At 51.6% G+C, this 16,973-nt stretch carries 19 protein-coding genes; 3 read left to right on the forward strand and 16 right to left on the reverse strand.

Features of this window, described 5'->3' with window-relative positions; translation table 11 throughout:
• Positions 1-27 precede the first annotated feature (27 nt).
• From DWY25_RS15915 to DWY25_RS15935, 5 genes are all read right to left on the reverse strand, one after another.
• Positions 28-759 (reverse strand): hypothetical protein, encoded by a 732-nt coding sequence (locus DWY25_RS15915; RefSeq protein ID WP_117896051.1) that lies wholly within the window; start codon positions 757-759, stop codon positions 28-30.
• A gap of 175 nt (positions 760-934) precedes the next feature.
• Positions 935-1,177: a hypothetical protein gene (locus DWY25_RS15920; protein WP_117896052.1), complete on the reverse strand. Its 243-nt coding sequence runs from the start codon at positions 1,175-1,177 to the stop codon at positions 935-937.
• Between the two features lie 152 nt (positions 1,178-1,329).
• A complete protein-coding gene (locus tag DWY25_RS15925) occupies positions 1,330-1,926 on the reverse strand; it encodes a recombinase family protein (RefSeq protein ID WP_039865427.1) in 597 nt (198 codons plus the stop codon).
• Between the two features lie 145 nt (positions 1,927-2,071).
• On the reverse strand, positions 2,072-3,400 hold the full coding sequence (locus DWY25_RS15930; protein ID WP_117896053.1) for a TldD/PmbA family protein: 1,329 nt from the start codon (positions 3,398-3,400) through the stop codon (positions 2,072-2,074).
• Positions 3,397-4,794 carry a TldD/PmbA family protein gene (locus tag DWY25_RS15935; RefSeq protein WP_117896054.1) on the reverse strand — a complete coding sequence of 466 codons (1,398 nt, stop codon included), beginning with the start codon at positions 4,792-4,794 and terminating at the stop codon, positions 3,397-3,399. Before DWY25_RS15935 ends, DWY25_RS15930 begins: the two co-directional genes overlap by 4 nt.
• Positions 4,795-4,898: 104 nt before the next feature.
• Here DWY25_RS15935 and DWY25_RS15940 point away from each other — a divergent pair, with 104 nt between their 5' ends.
• The gene (locus DWY25_RS15940) at positions 4,899-5,456 is read left to right on the forward strand and encodes an HD domain-containing protein (protein WP_117896055.1); all 558 of its coding nucleotides are present in this window, start codon (positions 4,899-4,901) and stop codon (positions 5,454-5,456) included.
• Positions 5,457-5,595: 139 nt separating this feature from the next.
• On the opposite strand, the gene DWY25_RS15945 is transcribed toward DWY25_RS15940, so the two are convergent.
• The 7 genes from DWY25_RS15945 to DWY25_RS15975 all read right to left on the reverse strand — a co-directional run bounded on the left by DWY25_RS15945 (position 5,596) and on the right by DWY25_RS15975 (position 11,299).
• Positions 5,596-6,756: an amidohydrolase family protein gene (locus tag DWY25_RS15945; RefSeq protein ID WP_117896056.1), complete on the reverse strand. Its 1,161-nt coding sequence runs from the start codon at positions 6,754-6,756 to the stop codon at positions 5,596-5,598.
• Positions 6,744-7,904 carry an amidohydrolase family protein gene (locus DWY25_RS15950; RefSeq protein WP_181981871.1) on the reverse strand — a complete coding sequence of 387 codons (1,161 nt, stop codon included), beginning with the start codon at positions 7,902-7,904 and terminating at the stop codon, positions 6,744-6,746. Before DWY25_RS15950 ends, DWY25_RS15945 begins: the two co-directional genes overlap by 13 nt.
• Before the next feature lie 232 nt (positions 7,905-8,136).
• The gene (locus DWY25_RS15955) at positions 8,137-8,319 is read right to left on the reverse strand and encodes a hypothetical protein (RefSeq protein ID WP_117896058.1); all 183 of its coding nucleotides are present in this window, start codon (positions 8,317-8,319) and stop codon (positions 8,137-8,139) included.
• An 11-nt stretch (positions 8,320-8,330) separates the two neighbouring features.
• Complete coding sequence (locus tag DWY25_RS15960; RefSeq protein ID WP_117896059.1) at positions 8,331-8,810, reverse strand: hypothetical protein; 480 nt, start codon at positions 8,808-8,810, stop codon at positions 8,331-8,333.
• Position 8,811: 1 nt separating this feature from the next.
• Positions 8,812-9,012 (reverse strand): helix-turn-helix transcriptional regulator, encoded by a 201-nt coding sequence (locus tag DWY25_RS15965; RefSeq protein ID WP_039865436.1) that lies wholly within the window; start codon positions 9,010-9,012, stop codon positions 8,812-8,814.
• 375 nt (positions 9,013-9,387) lie between these two features.
• Complete coding sequence (locus DWY25_RS15970; protein ID WP_117896060.1) at positions 9,388-9,648, reverse strand: hypothetical protein; 261 nt, start codon at positions 9,646-9,648, stop codon at positions 9,388-9,390.
• Positions 9,649-9,667: 19 nt separating this feature from the next.
• Entirely contained in the window at positions 9,668-11,299 is a 1,632-nt protein-coding gene (locus tag DWY25_RS15975) for a putative manganese-dependent inorganic diphosphatase (RefSeq protein WP_117896061.1), read from the reverse strand.
• A 211-nt stretch (positions 11,300-11,510) separates the two neighbouring features.
• Here DWY25_RS15975 and DWY25_RS15980 point away from each other — a divergent pair, with 211 nt between their 5' ends.
• On the forward strand, positions 11,511-12,281 hold the full coding sequence (locus tag DWY25_RS15980; RefSeq protein WP_117896062.1) for an AzlC family ABC transporter permease: 771 nt from the start codon (positions 11,511-11,513) through the stop codon (positions 12,279-12,281).
• 88 nt (positions 12,282-12,369) lie between these two features.
• On the opposite strand, the gene DWY25_RS15985 is transcribed toward DWY25_RS15980, so the two are convergent.
• From DWY25_RS15985 to DWY25_RS15995, 3 genes are all read right to left on the reverse strand, one after another.
• Positions 12,370-13,746 (reverse strand): MATE family efflux transporter, encoded by a 1,377-nt coding sequence (locus DWY25_RS15985; protein ID WP_117896063.1) that lies wholly within the window; start codon positions 13,744-13,746, stop codon positions 12,370-12,372.
• Entirely contained in the window at positions 13,743-14,369 is a 627-nt protein-coding gene (locus tag DWY25_RS15990; RefSeq protein WP_039865438.1) for a TetR/AcrR family transcriptional regulator, read from the reverse strand. The genes DWY25_RS15985 and DWY25_RS15990 overlap by 4 nt, the downstream gene beginning before the upstream one ends.
• 201 nt (positions 14,370-14,570) lie before the next feature.
• Complete coding sequence (locus DWY25_RS15995) at positions 14,571-15,050, reverse strand: MarR family winged helix-turn-helix transcriptional regulator (RefSeq protein ID WP_117896064.1); 480 nt, start codon at positions 15,048-15,050, stop codon at positions 14,571-14,573.
• Between the two features lie 177 nt (positions 15,051-15,227).
• Between DWY25_RS15995 and DWY25_RS16000 the strand changes: the two genes are divergently transcribed.
• On the forward strand, positions 15,228-15,536 hold the full coding sequence (locus DWY25_RS16000; protein ID WP_117896065.1) for an AzlD domain-containing protein: 309 nt from the start codon (positions 15,228-15,230) through the stop codon (positions 15,534-15,536).
• Positions 15,537-15,630: 94 nt separating this feature from the next.
• Here the strand turns inward: DWY25_RS16000 and ltrA are convergent.
• The coding region (gene ltrA / locus DWY25_RS16005; RefSeq protein WP_220412968.1) for a group II intron reverse transcriptase/maturase at positions 15,631-16,973 on the reverse strand (1,343 nt) is incomplete at its 5' end.

Below are 16,973 nucleotides of genomic sequence, written 5' to 3' on the forward strand. Positions count from 1 at the left end.
CCTTTTCAACAGATACCCTGACATCACTTAATGAGAGATGATGGAATTCAAAGCTGCGTTTTCAGAAACAGACGTCTGGACTATAATCCGGCCGCTGGCCGGACTGATTATCACGCCGATCGCTTCTCCTTGATCCACAGCTGAAAATACATAAAGTCCAGCCTTCTTTTCACTGCGCGTCAGTTCAGGCACGTCGTCTTTAAAGATCCGTTCCAGCTCTGATGGAGAAGTGTTGACTGCATAGTAGATCTCTTCATAGCCTTGCCGCGTTAAGATCGCTTCCGCCTGATTTACAGTTCTTAAACCCGTCATCCACGGAAATGAGAGAAGGAGAAAGAATTCTAAAACCAAAATGCAGACATATATTTCAGAGATTCGCTGTCCCCAGCCTGGAATCCGTTTGCGTAAACAAGCATGATACAATAAAGTGCCCACACCCATGGCAAGGCTATAACCCCATTCTAACATATAGGGCATCTCGACCCCTATATAAAGCGCCATAGCAAAGAATAACGGCGGCACCAGCCATCGGGACAGCCTGGAATTGAGCTCATCTTCGCGTTTTTTTTCCCGGCCCTCTTTATCGCGCATAAGCCAGAATACAAAATTTATTGGAAGCAGTGCCGTAACAAATGACACCTCTACGATATTTTTATACAACCGCTGTGTAACGAAAATGATCAATGCGAGATCTATTCCATAAAGCAGGATTCCAAAAAGCATCAGGCCGTATCGGTTCCAAAAACCCCTTTCTTTCATGAATTTCACCTCAAATCGGTAATTCTTTATTTATTTTATTTTAACATGTTCCGGAATACCGCAAAAGCCGCATGTCAGCGACTTCATGAATTATTCATAATTAAACTTAAATTCCAGGCTAATCAGCTTTAAAAAGTGTCGATAAAACGCAATAAGATCCGGATATCCGGATCTTCTATTCCTTTTCACTGATCGCATGGATCAGTTCCCGTTTGATTTCCTCTGCCGTCTGAGCTTCGGCCTTCCGTCCTAAAATATAGGTAAAACTATCGCTCCATTCCTGGTCGCTGTAACGATCCGCGGCAAGCCGGAAAACAACCTTTCGCAGTACGGAACGATAGGTCTGTGTATGCAGATCGGACAGATAAGGACATCCGCATTGATTTGCCAAAAGCTCCAGTAAACTTTGTTTCGGCATTGTGTTCGTCCTCCTTTTTGTCAACTAAAGCAGACTTTTTGTGACATTCAGAATATAATAAATTTATAAGCGAAAACAGCCGATTTACAGGCGTTTTCGGGATGAAATGATCAGTAATAAAAAGTCTACTTTTTTAGATGACAGGCTGAAAACTAAGCCTGACGCTTGCACCACCGCAGAAAGGTTTCGTGCGAAACGCCAAGCTGTGAAGCGGCCTGCCGCGATGAAATTTCGTTGTTTTTCCACTGCTGCTTAAGTTCGGTAAATTGATCGGGAACCGGGATTTTCGGCCTTCCGAACTGGACGCCTTTGCGCTTCGCAGCCTGAATGCCTTCTTTCTGCCGCTGACGGATATTCTCACGCTCGGTCTGTGCGACATAGCTCAGCAGCTGCAGCACCAGATCGGCGATCAAGGTGCCGGTCAGATCTTTCCCCTCCCGGGTGTCCAGCAGCGCCATATCCAGAACGACGATATCAATCCCTTTTTCCTTGGTCAGATACCGCCACTGCTGGATAATTTCTTCATAGTTGCGGCCCAGGCGGTCGATACTTTTAATCACAAGCAGATCGCCTTTTTTCATCTTGCGGATAAGCCGCCGGTAACGTGGCCGGTTAAAGTCTTTTCCGCTCTGCTTTTCGACGATGATGTTTTTCTCGGGAACCGGGAACTCCAACATCGCAATCATCTGCCGGTCTTCGTTTTGATCCTTTGTCGATACGCGTACGTAGCCATAGATTTGGCATGTCATGATCTTTTCTCCTTTTTCAATTCTATATAAAACCCTATACAAAACGCAATTATACGCCAAAGGTAAAATTTTCCAGCACATTTTAGTAAAAATTAAAACACAGATTTCTCTGTGTTTTAAATAGATGTAATAATAAATTCAATAATTATTCACCAGATATCGCAAGCTGATCCACAAGAAGGGAACCGCAGCTTACGCTGTTTAAGTCCTGCCGTCCGTCACAGCCTAAAGCCAGGATGGAATTCATCATTTCCAGATAGTTTCCGGCAATTGTGATCAAATGAATCGGATAGGTCAGCTTGCCCTGTTCGATTTTAAACCCGCTGGCCTGCAGTGAGAAATCGCTTGTCAGCGGATTCAGTCCCGCATGCAGACCTTGTAAGTCGGTAATCAGCACGCCGTCCTCGGTCTGCGCGATCATTTCATCCAGGGATAAATCGCCCGGTTTTACAAGCAGGTTGGTCGGCGAAACCTGAACCGGAGCGCTGCATCCGTTTTTAAACCCGTTGCCCGTCGAAGCCCGGCCGCCTTTCAGCGCGCTCTTGCGGTCAAATAAAGCTTCTTTGAACACACCGTTTTCGACGATCACCGTGCGCTGGGTCGGTACGCCTTCATCATCGAAATCACAGCTGGAAAAGCCATCCGGCAACTGCGGTTCGTCGACGATCGTGATCAGCGGACTCATAATGGACTCGCCTTGACGATCTTTCAGAATGGACAAATCCTTTTGAATCTGTTCAGCGCTGAACATTGCCCACAGGGATGCCAACAAATCTGTCGCAACGTCATAGCGCAGAATTGTCCGATAGTTGCCGGAAGGAATCGACACGGCGTCCAGCTTGTTCACTGCTTCCCGAACCGCTTCCTCAACAAATTCAGCCGCTTGGTCTTCATCCAGATCCTTAATCGCGCGCCAGCTGAAGCCGTTGGTCTGTTCTTTCCCATTCGAAGCGATGACGCTCAGCGTGATCAGGCCCAATGTCGAACGCCGGGTCGCTTCCAACCCCTGCGTATTGGCCAGCGTCGTTACCGACGCTGTTTCCTGATAACCACAGGCCGATACCCGCAGAATCCGCGAATCTTTTTTCAGGGCCGCGGCTTCCACCTTTTTCATGAATTCGATCTTGTCGCTGACCGTTCGGCGGGCCAGCGTATCATCGCTGCGGTCGTCGTTCATCGGCGTCTGTCCCGGCGTTAACAGCACAGTATCTTCTGTTTCCAAAGCGTCGGCCAGCTGGCGGCATTGAATTGCCAAAGCCCGCAATGACGCCTCATCGGTTTTCTCCGTGTAGGCGCTGGCGCAGCGGCCCTGACGCGTCCCCCGCAGTGAAAGTCCGCTTTTATCCGAAACGACAAACTGGCGCGGCTGCCCGTCCAGAATGTCAAAGCGCAGCGTCTGTGTCTGACTCTGATAGACCTCCGCCTCTTCCAGGCCTGCTTCCTTTGCGTAGTTTAAAATTGTTTCCGCGATCATTTCAATTTTCCTCCTTTGCCGCCGACCGTCATGTGCGTAACGCGGATCGTCGGCTGGCCGACATCCGTCGGAATTGAACCGCTCTTGGAGCCGCACATCCCCTGCTCGCGCGAACCGTTGTCCGCGATCTTATCAATTCTGAACAGAATTTCCGCGCCGTTGCCAATCAGGGTTGCGCCTCGGACCGGTTCAGCCAGCTTGCCGTCGCGGATCATATAGGCTTCCAGGACGGCGAAGTTGAAATCACCGGTGACCGGATTCACAGATCCGCCGCCTAAACGCTTGGCATATAACCCTAACGGCGTATCGGCGATAATTTCCTCAAACGTCGATGTGCCGTTCAACAAGAAGGTATTGGTCATCCGCGATGTCGGTTCAAAGGTGTAGTCCTGACGGCGCGCGGAGCCGGTCGCTTCCATGCCCATCCGCCGGGCGTTCAGCGGATCGATCAGATAGCCCTTCAGCACGCCGTTTTCGATCAACAGATTGCGGCGGGTGGCCTGGCCTTCATCATCGATATTGTTGGACCCCCAGGCATGCGGAATCGTTCCGTCATCCACGGCGTTGACCAGCTCGCTGGCCACTTTCTGACCCAGCTTGCCGCAGAAGACGGAATTGCCGTAAGCGACGCTGGTGGCTTCTAAGGAATGGCCGCAGGCTTCATGGAAGATGACGCCGCCAAAACCATTGTCGATCACGACGGTCATTTCTCCGCTCGGGCATTCGTCGGCGTTCAGCATCACCTTGGCCGTGCGGGCAGCGTCCCGTGCCATCGCTTCAACGTCGATCTGATCGTAGAATTCATAACCGGCATGCGCGCCCGGCGCTTTCGCAGAGTTCTGCATCCGATCGCCGTCCATCGCGACTGCCTGCATGCGCAGCCGCGTCCGCTGGCGGTTATCGCGCACCAGCCTGCCGTCGCTGGAGGCGATGATGACGGTCTGGTCTTCATCGGCCAGATTGACTATCGCTTTTTTAATTACCGGATCGTAGTTCAGCAGCGCGTCGTTGGCCCGCTGCATCAAAGCCCGGCGCTGGGCTAACGTCACGCTTTGCACGGGAATTTCCGGGGCGTGCTGATCCGGAATAATTTGTTCCTGGATCGCCGGACATTCCGCCTGGCGTTTGCGGCCGATCGCCGCGGTCAGCTGATCGATCACCGTGAGGATCTTTTCCTCTTCCTGCTCGTTGGTATAGCCATACACCGTGCGCAGTCCGTCAAAGATCCGGATCGACAGCCCCCAGCGCAATCCGCTGTTGGCTCCCTCCAGTTTTCCGTTGAGCATCGAAGCGCTGCACGTCCATTTTTCTTCTTCAAACAGCTCCGCGAAATCTCCGCCCCGAGCCAGTGCCCGATCGAGATACCGCTGTGCTTTTTTTGTATCTAAAAACATAATTTCTCCCTTCCTTTCCTGGTTTTTCATGAATTATTCACGATGGATAACTTGTTTTTCTGTGTGAACCTTGTTATGATGGGACTTGTAGTTTTTCAAAAGGAGTGATTTCATTGGAAAAACCCATTGGATCCCGGTTGAATTTTACTGATTCCGAAGAAACGCTGGTCAGCGAATTCATGGAATTGGTACAGGATATTCTGCATATCGACGATGTTCAGGAGCTGCGCGATTATGTCCAGCATTGCAAGACCACGCGCCTGCAGCACTGCGTCAACGTCGCTTATTATACATTTTTAATCAGCCGCCGGCTGAACCTGAACGTCCGCAGCGCCACCCGCGGCGCGCTGCTGCACGACTTCTACCTGTACGACTGGAAGAACAACGAACAGCCGATCGAAGGCCGCCACAGCGTCGTGCATCCGCAGGTCGCGCTGGCGATGGCCCGGCAATCCACCGCGGTGGATCCGATCATGGAAGACTGTATTCTCAACCACATGTGGCCGATGTCCCGCCAGCGTCCGCAGACAAAGGAAGGCTGGGTCGTCCAGGGTGTGGATAAGCTGTGCGCCGCCATGGAAATGGGCACGCAGTCCGCCCGCCGCCTCAGTCCGGTCAAGCTGAAAGCATTGATGGTCTCGGCCATTGCCGCCCGGTATTGAGCCTGACAAATCGTTATTGAAGCACGCCTTGCCGGCGTGTTTTTTTTGCGGCTTTGTCCCGCCTGCCGCCGTCTTTTCAGCTGCATCACGAAAGCAAGCAAAGGCTTACCGCCACGGGCAAGCCTTGTTTGTTTATTCGTTACGCCTGATAAACGATCTTGCCGTCGATGATCGTGCAGAGGTTGCGCGCATCGGTATCAACTGCCGGCATGCCGTCAAAAATCAGCACGTCGCCGTCTTTGCCCGCTTCCAACGAGCCGACCCGGTCGTCGCAGCCGATAATCCTGGCGGCGTTGATCGTAATCATTGCCAGCGCGCGCAGCTCATCCAGACCGGTACGCACCGCTTCGCCAGCCTGGGTGATGATCATATACGGAACAAAGCACGGGCCGTCCGTCATGATCGCGCAGCAGACGCCCCGCCGGTCCAGCTCGGCCAGACAGTCGATATCGACCTTGCAGCCCTCGCCGCCAAACAGCGGTGCACCCAGCGGACCGTAAATCACACCGCGGACATGCTTGCTCGAAGCGATCTCATCATAGAAATCACTGGACCCTAACGCATGATCGAGCGTCACGTCGAAATCAAATTCATCCGCCAGCTGCAATAACGACATCATGTCGTGCTGATAACAATGCACCTTGAGCGGAATTTTCTTTTCCAGAACCAGCAGTCCGTTTTCCATCCCCTGATCGAACTTCGGCATTTTCTCCGGATCGCTTTCACCCTGGATTTTTTTCGCCTGGTAATCCTTCACTTTGAGGAAGTAGTCGCGGAACAGATCCGCCACGCCTAAACGCGACATCGGCAGCGCTGTGCGCGGTCCGTAAACACCCTTCGGGTTCACGCCCATCGCCGCTTTCAGCGCGATCGGATTGCGCAGCGTCCGGCTGGCCAGCGACGTCCCCGCTGATTTGACGGCGCACGCTAAGCCGCAGATCACGTTGCCGCTGCCCGGTGTAATCGCGCTGGTTGTAATTCCAGCCTTTGCGGATTCCATAAAGGAACGGTCAAGCGGATTAATGCCGTCGTAAGCCTGAATTTCCGGCGTCTGCGGCTTGGTCAGTTCATTGAGGTCCTGCGCCCCGGTATCCGTATCGAAGCCGCCGATATGCGAATGCGCGTCGACCAGCCCCGGCATGACGATTTTACCGCTCGCATCCAGAATTTCTGCCCCGGATGCTTCCAGGTTCGCGGCCACCTCGATGATTTTACCATCGTCGCCGATCAGCACGTCGGCCTGTTCCAGAACGCCCTGCGGTCCCATCGTCAGGACTTTGCCATTTTTTATAAGAAGCATTTCATCGCATCTCCTTTCCGATACAGAATTTCACCGTTGGCGATCGTCATTTCCACGGCGCCTTTGTAGCTGGTGATCGGATTGGCGCTCCACAGGACGAGATCGGCGCGCTTGCCTTCTTCCAACGAACCGGTCAGCTGTTCAATCCCCAAGAGCTTCGCCGCGTTGTAGGTCAGCATCGTCAACACGGTTTCGCTGTCATGAATCGCTTTCTGCATTTCCAATGCCGACCACAACAGATCCTCGCGGCCGCCAAAACCATTATCCGCCGCGCTGAACGCCACGGTTGCGCCCTGCTTCGCCAGCTGGGCAATTCCCGCGTAATCGGTATTGCGCGTATATTTGTTGAAACCGTTAGCGGGATTAGCGACGATCAAACCGCAGCGCTTTTCCGCCAGCTCCCGCAGTGAACCGTCGACGCCGAAGCCGCCGCAGAACACAAGATCGAGGTCATAATCCGCGACTGTCCGCAGCACTGAACGGATTTCCGTCGGCGTGTTGCAGCTGACAAACAGCGGCATCTGCTTATCGACGACCTGTTTCAGGGCTGCCAGCTTTTCATCGCGTTCAACCTTCTCTTCTTCTGGATGGTAATCCTTCGCGGCCGCCAGTTTTTCTTTCAGCATCGCAAAAATCCCCATTTTGGTCATCGGCGCGAGATTGCGGGAGCCGTAAGCTTCCTTCACCGCCTCTGTGACTGAAGCTTTCATGCCGACCTTTTCCCGGATCAACATTTTCATCGGATTGACGCCGTGCACCTCAAAAGCCGCCATCTGACCGCCGAACACATTGTTGTTGGACGGCGCGACGCCGACCGCGGTGATGCCGAAGGCGTAGATCTGCTGCCGGGTGATTCCCCGGCCGTTAAAGGCATATTTGACGTCCAGCTGCGGCGTAAACACGTCGGAGCGTTCATCGTTGTCGTTGGCGTTGCCGCGGATTTCCCGGCCCGGGCCAAGAATCCCCCAATCGCTCAGCGGATCAATAAAGCCTGGAAACACATGCATCCCGGCAGCGTCGATCACATCTGCGCCGGCCGCTTCCAGATGTTCGCCGATTTTGACGATCTTTCCGCCGTCAATCAACAGATCCGTGGTGCTTACCTGTCCCCGGCCGTTATGAACACAGCCGTTTTTTAATAAAATCATCGAATTCATCATCCTTTCCCTGATGTCCATTATACTGGTTTCCTGCGCCGGCTTCCAGAGGTTTCCGGTTCAGAATACGCAAAGTCGTCAAAAATGAGGTTCCCCGCGATGAAGATCCGCTGAAAAAAGATAAAAGCCAGATCGCTTCCGACAAATCCGGCTTCATGAATTCATATTCAATTCACTCCAAGGACAGCCGCGGTTCACTGCGATCCGCAGACTTTTCAACCGATCACAGCCCGGCCCGCCGTCGGGTTTCCACAATTCCCCACAACATCAGCACAATTGCGGCCAGCTCCATCAGGATGAACAATCCCTCCGGCAGATTCTCGATCAGACCGTGAACCGCCAACGCGACGGCGTTCACCAATAACCCCAATGTCAGCGGCCAGGCCCGCTTTTCACATTTGCCCATGCGGATCACCTCTAAATCCGGCGGCTGTAATAGAGCTTGCAGCCAATCATTACGACAAGAACGGCGACCAGTACCGCCAGCAGCGTAAAAAATACCGTGGCATTGAACATCCCGCTTAATAACAGGGCGAAATATTCCAGGCCGATCAAAATCATTAAGGCCGAGGAACACGTTTTCATCGCGATCAACGTCTGACGCTCATCCTGTTCCTGAATCCGGGTCTTCTTCTGTAATTCCGGATCCTTCAGCAAGTTTTTTACCTTCACCCAGAACAAGCCAGAGAACAACATCACGCCGATACCAGTTCCCGTATAAACACCCTTGAGAAAATCTGCGAAGGTCAGATCCGCATCCGGTGTCCATAAGTTCACAATCACCAAAACGATCAATCCCAAAATCATCCCCAGAACGGAAAGATTCCGGCGGGTTTTTAACGTTTTTTCATAATCGGCGCCGCTGGCCAGCGCATGACTTAAAACTTTAACCAACATTTCATTCATCCTCCTCAAATAAAAATACTTCTTCGATCGTCAGGTCAAAATACCGGGCAATTTTGTGCGCCAACATCAGCGAGGCATTGTATTTTCCGTTTTCCAGCGAAATGATCGTCTGGCGGGTAACCTCGACCGCGTCGGCCAGTTCACTTTGCGATAAGCGGCGCTGTTTGCGCAGTTCCTGAACTCGATTCTTCAACTTGATCACACTCCATAGTACAGCTAGCTTTACATTTTTAGTATAGTCAACTTTACATATTCTGTCAAGCGAACTTTACACTTTTTCTGATATTTCTTGAATGAGAGAAACGAAAGTGAAGCGAAGTCATTCAGATTTCTTGATTTCTTCTTTATCCGTTGTCCAAAGCAAAGCCCAGCCGAACTGCGGGCGAATAAGGTTTCTTTCCGACAATCTTCTCTTTTCAGCTCAGCGCAAACACTAAAAAAGGGCATTGCTGCCCTTGGGTGTTGATTTCATCCGGCTTTCTTTGTTTCTGCATGCCGGTTTTCGGGTCTTTCCCCGTTATCCAGACAGCCTCTCACTGTGAGTACGCCCGGACTTATCCTCCATGAATTATCCGTTTGATGAATTCGTTTCTTTCTTCGCTGCCGTTTCCCAATGATTCAGCCGCCAGGTTAAAGCGCCGCTGAGAATCAAGCCGACCAGCGGCAGGATCAGCTGTGCCACCGTAAACGGATTCGACCGGTCATGAATCCCGTAATCATCGTACAAGGCGACGTCAAAACCGATGCTGCAATAGTTGACAATCAACATCATGAGAAACAACACCGCGACGGCAGAGCCGAGCCAACGCATGACTGTTATTTTTTTCATGGACTTCCTCCCGCCGGCTTTACATCTGTTTTAAAATCACAGAAAGCTTCGGCATCAGCTGCTGCTTCCGGGAAATGATCTCGTGATCATAACCGGAATTGTCGTCGAATTTCGTATCGATGATTTCGTTCATCACATAGGAAAGCGGTCCGCTGTAAACAAACATCGTGCCTTCCGCCATGATATGCGAGAACATCATGACCATTAAATCGAACTGCTTGGCAGTCTGTTCCTTTTCCAGCTGCTGACGGAAAGCCGGCAGAATTGCCTGGATATCTTCAATATTCTTATAGTTGGTCTGGCCGATCGCAATCTTGTATTTTCCCATATCATAGGTCTTCAAGTCGCGGTTGAGAATCTGCGTCGGCGTCGATTCCTTCAAGGCCACCGAAGCGCTCAGCATTTCATCAGCGTAGTGATCGAGATCCACCCCGGCGATCTCCGCCAGTCCGTAAGCAACATCCTTATCCAGCTGGGTTGTCGTTGCGGATTTAAAATGCAGCGTATCGGAAATGATCGCGCTCATCATAATGCCGGCCATCTGCGCTGACGGGATGATGCCGTTTTCCTTATACAGCTGCGCGATGATCGTGCAGGTACAGCCGCAGCGCTGGTTGCGGTAGAAAATCGGATAGGAGGTTTCGATATTGCCGATGTGGTGGTGATCGATAATTTCCTCGATTTCTGCGTCGTCAATGTTGTTGATCGCCTGATTTTTAGCCGAGTGATCGACCAGAATAAACTTCTTGCGGCGATAGTTCAGCAGGTGATAGCGGGAAACCGCGCCGACCGCTTTGCCTTCGATATCCAGCACCGGATAGCTGCGGTAGCGGGTGTTCGCCATTTTCTTCGCGACGTCGTCGACATATTCGTCGTCCTGAAATGTAATCGGATTGCGGCTCATCAGGCTTTCCACCGGGAAGGCTTCGTTGATGACCTTGGCAACCTTCATCGTATCCCATGGTGTACGGATGACCGCGCAGTCCTGTTTGCGCGCCAGTTCAAGATTGTCCGGGCTGATCTCCTGATCGCAGGTGATGATCATGCATCGCGTGCCCATTTCCAGCAGCTGACGCTGCTTGCGGTTGCCGTCCGAGAGAATCGTGATCGAATGGCGGAAGTTCTCCTCAAACTTTGTGCCGTCGTTGAGCGTGACGATGAACACTTTGCCGTTGGTCTTGAAATTCTTCGGTTCGTAGTCGATCTCGCCGTTGATCGTCTTGGCCAGCGAGGACAGCGAAGCGGTTTTCATCAGCTTATGCATCAGCTCGTCGCTCATCATCCGCGGCGACGCCAGGTTGGAGGTGGACACAATTCCGGTCAGCTTCTGCTGCTCATCCAGCACGAACAGCGACTTGTTGCGGGCCTTGAACAAAACGTCCCAGGCTTCCTTCAGCGAGGTCTTGGTCGTGATCAAGGTCGGTTCGTCGATGTCGATATCGCGCAGCTGGGACCGCGCGTCTTTCAACAACAGCGGATTTTCCAATCCGAAGCGTTTCAGTACATATTTGGTTTCTTCGTTGAGCGGCCCTAAGCGGCACGGAATCGCATGCACGCCCAGCCGCTGCTTAAGTTCAGCGTACGCCAGGGCAGAACAAATCGAATCGGTATCCGGATTCTTATGACCGACGATATAAACATATTGCTGCATAAATTCACCCTATCATTTTTTCCCACGCCGTTTCCAGGAAACGGCGGTCTTCCTTATAGCGTTATTATAGCATAAAGCCGCCCCGCGCCAACCGCCGATGCTCAAATTTTTAAGGGGAAAGCGCATTTTTTTGCCCCTGGCCGTTGACGAAAAAGCGTGAAAAACCTAAAATGAAAGATAAATCAAAACAGAATTGGGGGATGCTTACGCGATGAAGCAGAATAATTTGGGGTGGAAACAAGGCGTGAAGGACGGACTGCCGATCGCGCTGGGTTATCTTTCGGTGTCGTTTACCTTCGGCATGGCGGCCGCAGCGGCCGGTTTGTCCGCGGGCGAAGCGGTGATGATTTCGGCGACCAACCTCACCTCCGCCGGCCAGTTTGCCGGTCTGACCTTGATCCAGACACAGGCCTCGCTGCTCGAAATGGCGCTGACCACGCTGGTGATCAATTTACGCTATGCCCTGATGTCTCTCTCGCTGGCGCAGAAGCTGGATCCGGCGATGTCCCGGCTGCAAAAAGCCGTGCTGGCGTTCGGCAATACCGATGAAATCTTCGCGGTTGCCGTCAGCCACCCGATTGTCCGGTTTCATTATATGCTGGGGCTGATCCTGACGCCGATGGCAGGCTGGGTCGGCGGTACGTTTTTAGGCTGCGCGTTCAGCGCCCTGCTTCCGGAAGCGGTGCGCGCGGCCTTCGCCGTCGCGATTTACGGAATGTTCATCGCGATCGTCGCGCCGGTTGCCCGGCAGTTAAAATCTGTGGCCGTCGTCGTGGGAATCGCTGTGGCAATGAGCGTGACACTTCATTTCTGTCGGCTGTTCAGCTGGATTTCCGAAGGCTTTTCGATCATTCTCTGTACGCTGGCCGCAGCGGCCTTGGGTGCCTGGCGGTTCCCGGTTCACGAAGCGCAGTCTCCGGCTTCAGCTTCCACGCCGGCTTTGGCAGGTGAGAAAACAAGCTCGGATTCCGCCGCCGGGTGATCCAGAACACCGCTGACCAAAACAAAAACGGTTCTGACCGGAGGTTTTCGCACAACCGGAATTCAGAACCGTTTTTTTATAGAAAGAATCAGGCCACCGAAACGTCAAGCTGCATATTCCGGCTCGCTATTTTTTTCATTGACTTCACAGACAGCACGCAGACCAGCAGCGTCAGCAGATCCGCAGCCGGCTGGGCAAAATAAATGCCGCTGACGCCCAGCCAACGCGGCAGCATCAGAATAAACGGGACATAGAACAGCCCCTGACGGATCAGCGACAGGAACAAACCATACCGGCTTGCGCCAATCGTCTGGAACGTGATCGTCATCATATAACACAGACCAAACGCCGGATACAGCGCCACCTGCGAAATTAACAGCTTCGCGCCGTAGTCGATCACCGCCGGATTGGAATTAAACAGCTGGATCAGCGGCCGGGCACTGACGATATAGAGCGCCGCAACGATGACGGTCAGCAGCAGCGAGGCCTTCAAAGCAAACTGGACGCACGCGTGAAAGCGGTCTTCATTTTTTGCGCCGAACGCATAGGACGCCACCGGCTGGTAGCCTTGCATAAAGCCCATGATCACATAACAGCCGATCAGCACTAAACGCTGCACTACACCGTAAGCCGCGATGATCAGATCGGCATCGGCCATCGGCTTCGCCGCCATATTCGTCAGCGAGGTGGCGACTGCCAGACAGATCTGGATTACCGCTGTTGGAATTCCGATCAGGGTCACCGTTTTAATCAACTTCCAATTCGGTTTGAAGTAACGCGGATGAATCTTGATGATCGATCGGCCGCTGGCATAGAATCCGATCAGAATCGCGAAGGTGACAAACTGAGATACCGTCGTCGCTAACGAAGCGCCGCCAACACCTAAGCCTAACCCCCAGTCGAACATAAAGATTGGATCCAGCACGACGTTCAGCACCGCACCGGTGATGACGGCGATGGAAGAAATCCGCACCGAGGACTCCGCCCGGGCCGCACAGTTCAGGCTTTGCGCCGGCAAATTGGCCAGCGCGGCGATGAACATCCAGAAGGCATAATCTTTTGCCTGCGGCAGCACCGCGGAAGAGGCGCCGAACGAACGCAGCAGCGGCTCCATGAAGAATATCCCGCCGACGCACAGCAGCGCGCCGATCAAAACCGAAAGTCCGATCACCGTCGTTACCGTCGTGTTCGCACCTTTTTTATCCGCCGCGCCCAATTGCCGGCCGGCCAGCACCGCCGCCCCGGCGGCAAAGATATTTTCCACAGACACCATGATCAACAACAGCGGCAGCGTGACGCCGACCGCCGCCAGCGCGATATCGGAGTGAAGCATGCCGATATAAGCGGTATCAACGATGTTATACACCGCTTTGGCCAACAACGCAATCGTGGCGGGAACCGCCAGTTTAACGATCGCCTTGGACGGGCGCAATTCGCCCAGAATAGAATTTTGTGACTGACTCATAACCCTTTCCTTTCCGCGTCTACGACGCCATACAACAAGATTGCCAACGCTCTTTGACACAGCTGTTCGCGCTCTTTTCCATCTGCGGGATCGGCTTGCCCTTTTCCCGCATATTGAGCATTGATGAAATCCTGAGCCTGCCGGAACAGGTCGATTACTTCCTCACGGGTGAAATCCGGACGCAGTTGAATCTGGCCTAAGAGTGTATCGAGAATCTCCATGTTATACCGATCAAATTCCAACCTAGCCTCCGCGATCGCCGGCCGCAGATGCGGCGGGGCAGAGAGCAGCGCTTCACAAAATAATCTCAGCTGATCGGGATGTTGATCAAAATAAGCCCAGCGGACTGCGAAATACTGATCCATTCGGGTCTGAATATCGCCCACACTGTCCGGCAATGCGGCTTTCAGCGCTGCGGTCAAACCGTCAAAGCAAGCCTGGACACAAGTCAGATACAGTTCGTCTTTATCCTTGAAATAATGGTACAAAATCCCCTTGGAAATGTCCCCTTCGGCACAGATCACATTGATCGAGCTGAGCCCGTAACCTTTTTCCGCAAATTCCTTCGCCGCGCTTTCGAGGATCCGCTGACGGCTGATTTGATTTTTTTCTTCGCGTTTCATCATTGCCTCCACACAAAACAAACCAGTTAGTCTGTTTTATGATACGATCCTATCACAAACAGACCAGCTGGTCAATATTTGAAGAATCAAGATCGACAAATTCGCTTTTTTGTCTAGGCTGGGTTATCCGCTTGACGTAACCTCATAACTTAACAAAAAAACTGCACGAAAAAAGCCGCGCATTCACGGCTTACCTTCGCACTATTTCTCAATCGTTTCTTCCCGGTCAAAATCAGCGTCAGCCAATCGTTGGATATTCTGGATCAGCTGTTGATTTACACGCTTATAGGTCTCCAAATCTTCCTGGGATATCGCTTGGGTAACCCGCTGGGCAAAGCGCGTCCAGTTTTCCTGCAGCGTCTGAATGATCGGCGCCGCTTTCTCCGTCAAAATCAAATGCGTGATACGGTGATCGCGAGGATCAACTTCCCCGCGCAGATATCCCTTCTGCATCAGCGAATCGACACTGCGGCAGACCAAGCTTTTAGACACGCCTAAAGTGACGGTCAGTACTTTTGCCGTATCCATGTGAGGATTGTTGGATAAGAAAATCAGTAAATTCATTTCATTCGGTGAAAATGGTTCCTTGATAATTGCCCGGCAGCAGTATTTACTGTAAGCTTCCCGATAACGAGCGTACCATTGAAGCATTTCCCCAGCGTTTAAATCTTGAACAATCATCCCAATTCCCTCCTTGTGGCGGAAATTTAACGGCGCCTCACTTTTTAGCCGTTAAACTCATAGCTTGTTTTCTTTTATTTTATGATAAAATAAGTGCAAATGCCAGCCTGGAACTGAATTCTTTGAAGTGCGGACGGCATCATAAGAGTTGATTTCGATTACAATGAGGGAGAGCTTATGCGTTTATCGTTAATTTTTTATACCTTGGTGATGGCTGGGGTCACCTATCTTCTGCGGGTAGCCCCGATTCTCATCTTTCAGAAAAAGATTGAAAATCCGTTTATCCAAAGCTTTTTGTTTTATGTTCCCTATGCCGTGCTGGCGGCGATGACCTTTCCGGCGATCTTAACGAGCACGCGCTGCTGGCCCAGCGCTATGGCAGGGCTGGTGACGGCGCTGGCCTTGGGATGGCGCGGCAAGGGCCTGTTGACCGTTGCGCTGGCAGCTTGCGCGGCGGTCTATGTCGTGGAACTGATCGTACTCTAACAAAACAGAAATCGGGTAGGAAGCTAAGGAAGTCAATTCTTCCTTAGCTTAGCTCCTCCCACACCACCGGAGATGCCGTTCGGCGTCCGGCGGTTCAAAGTACCAACGTGATCTGTTGAAATGCATGAACTTTTGTGTAATGGTCTACTAAACTGAGTAGACCTTTTTGTTTGAGTATCTTGTTCGTTATCCATCTCCCTAGCCATCTCCCTGTCCTGCAGTATCCCTTTCGTGTGTTGGCATATAGCCAGCACCAGTATCTTGGCATACCCAAGAAATAGAGGTGGTTCGCTCGGTTTTTGACTGTCTTCCATTGTTTCCAGTAACACATTCGGATATGAAATCGAATCTTGTCTTCTATTCGGGTCAATATCCTTTTCATATCCGCAATTCGATAGTAGTTAATCCACCCTCGGGTTACCTCATTAATCTTCTTCATTCGGTATTCCATCGATACTCCCCAATTCCGCTTTAACAGCGGTTTCAGTTTGTATTCTAGTTTCTTCACCGATTTGATATGGGGTTTCGGCTTCCATTCTCCATTCTTCTGGTAGAAGCTGAATCCCAGATATTTGACCTCCTTCGGTCTGGCTACTTTCGTCTTTGTCGCATTTACTTCTACACGCAAGTGTTCTGTTAACCATTTTGTCACTGAGCACATGACACGATTCGCTGCCACTTCACTTTTTACGCAGATTATACTATCGTCCGCATACCGTACAAAATGCAGCCCTCTCGACATTAGCTCTTTGTCAAACTCATTCAGATAGATGTTCGCCAGAAGTGGGCTGATCGGGGATCCTTGTGCTGTTCCGATCTTCGTTTCTTCATAAGTACCTTCTACCAACACACCTCCTTGTAAGATTCGTCTTACTAAGGATTCTGTATCTGGATCTTTGATCACCTTGTGAACCAAGATCATCAAAATATCCTGATTCACATTGTCGAAGAATTTAGAGAGGTCCAGATCCACGATCCAGTCATACCCATCATTCATGAATTCCAATGCTTTAATTACCGCTTGTTCCGCTTTTCTTCCCGGTCGGAATCCGTAGCTATTTTCTGAGAATTCCTTTTCAAAGATGGGGGTTAACACTTGGCATACCGCCTGTTCTATCCATCGATCTTTGACTGCCGGCACTCCCAGGTTTCTCTTGCTTCCGTCCTCTTTTGGAATCTCTACACGTCTTACGGGTAAGGGTTTGTATTTCCTTCGCCGTATTGCTTCACACAGTTCTTCCCCGTGCTCGTCAATAAACTTCGGTAACTCACTGGTCTTCATGCGGTCAACGCCCGCGCTTCCTTTGTTACTCATCACTTTACACTTGGCTTCTTCCAGGTTTTCCTTGGATAGAATCCGTTCTATCATTTCTGTTGGCATGTTTGCTTTTTCCTTTCCGTCGCTTGTTATCCCCCAATCTTCACAACCCTGGAGGC

The organism is Holdemania filiformis, from assembly GCF_003459085.1.
Lineage (GTDB): Bacteria > Bacillota_I > Bacilli_A > Erysipelotrichales > Erysipelotrichaceae > Holdemania > Holdemania filiformis.

Excerpts from the sequence above, each read along its gene's own strand:
- DWY25_RS15915 (WP_117896051.1), bottom strand. The coding sequence starts at position 759 with ATGAAAGAAAGGGGTTTTTGGAACCGATACGGCCTGATGCTTTTTGGA.
- DWY25_RS15920 (WP_117896052.1), bottom strand. The coding sequence starts at position 1,177 with ATGCCGAAACAAAGTTTACTGGAGCTTTTGGCAAATCAATGCGGATGT.
- DWY25_RS15925 (WP_039865427.1), bottom strand. The coding sequence starts at position 1,926 with ATGACATGCCAAATCTATGGCTACGTACGCGTATCGACAAAGGATCAA.
- DWY25_RS15930 (WP_117896053.1), bottom strand. The coding sequence starts at position 3,400 with ATGATCGCGGAAACAATTTTAAACTACGCAAAGGAAGCAGGCCTGGAA.
- DWY25_RS15935 (WP_117896054.1), bottom strand. The coding sequence starts at position 4,794 with ATGTTTTTAGATACAAAAAAAGCACAGCGGTATCTCGATCGGGCACTG.
- DWY25_RS15945 (WP_117896056.1), bottom strand. The coding sequence starts at position 6,756 with ATGCTTCTTATAAAAAATGGCAAAGTCCTGACGATGGGACCGCAGGGC.
- DWY25_RS15950 (WP_181981871.1), bottom strand. The coding sequence starts at position 7,904 with ATGATTTTATTAAAAAACGGCTGTGTTCATAACGGCCGGGGACAGGTA.
- DWY25_RS15955 (WP_117896058.1), bottom strand. The coding sequence starts at position 8,319 with ATGGGCAAATGTGAAAAGCGGGCCTGGCCGCTGACATTGGGGTTATTG.
- DWY25_RS15960 (WP_117896059.1), bottom strand. The coding sequence starts at position 8,810 with ATGTTGGTTAAAGTTTTAAGTCATGCGCTGGCCAGCGGCGCCGATTAT.
- DWY25_RS15970 (WP_117896060.1), bottom strand. The coding sequence starts at position 9,648 with ATGAAAAAAATAACAGTCATGCGTTGGCTCGGCTCTGCCGTCGCGGTG.
- DWY25_RS15975 (WP_117896061.1), bottom strand. The coding sequence starts at position 11,299 with ATGCAGCAATATGTTTATATCGTCGGTCATAAGAATCCGGATACCGAT.
- DWY25_RS15980 (WP_117896062.1), top strand. The coding sequence starts at position 11,511 with ATGAAGCAGAATAATTTGGGGTGGAAACAAGGCGTGAAGGACGGACTG.
- DWY25_RS15985 (WP_117896063.1), bottom strand. The coding sequence starts at position 13,746 with ATGAGTCAGTCACAAAATTCTATTCTGGGCGAATTGCGCCCGTCCAAG.
- DWY25_RS15990 (WP_039865438.1), bottom strand. The coding sequence starts at position 14,369 with ATGAAACGCGAAGAAAAAAATCAAATCAGCCGTCAGCGGATCCTCGAA.
- DWY25_RS15995 (WP_117896064.1), bottom strand. The coding sequence starts at position 15,050 with ATGATTGTTCAAGATTTAAACGCTGGGGAAATGCTTCAATGGTACGCT.
- DWY25_RS16000 (WP_117896065.1), top strand. The coding sequence starts at position 15,228 with ATGCGTTTATCGTTAATTTTTTATACCTTGGTGATGGCTGGGGTCACC.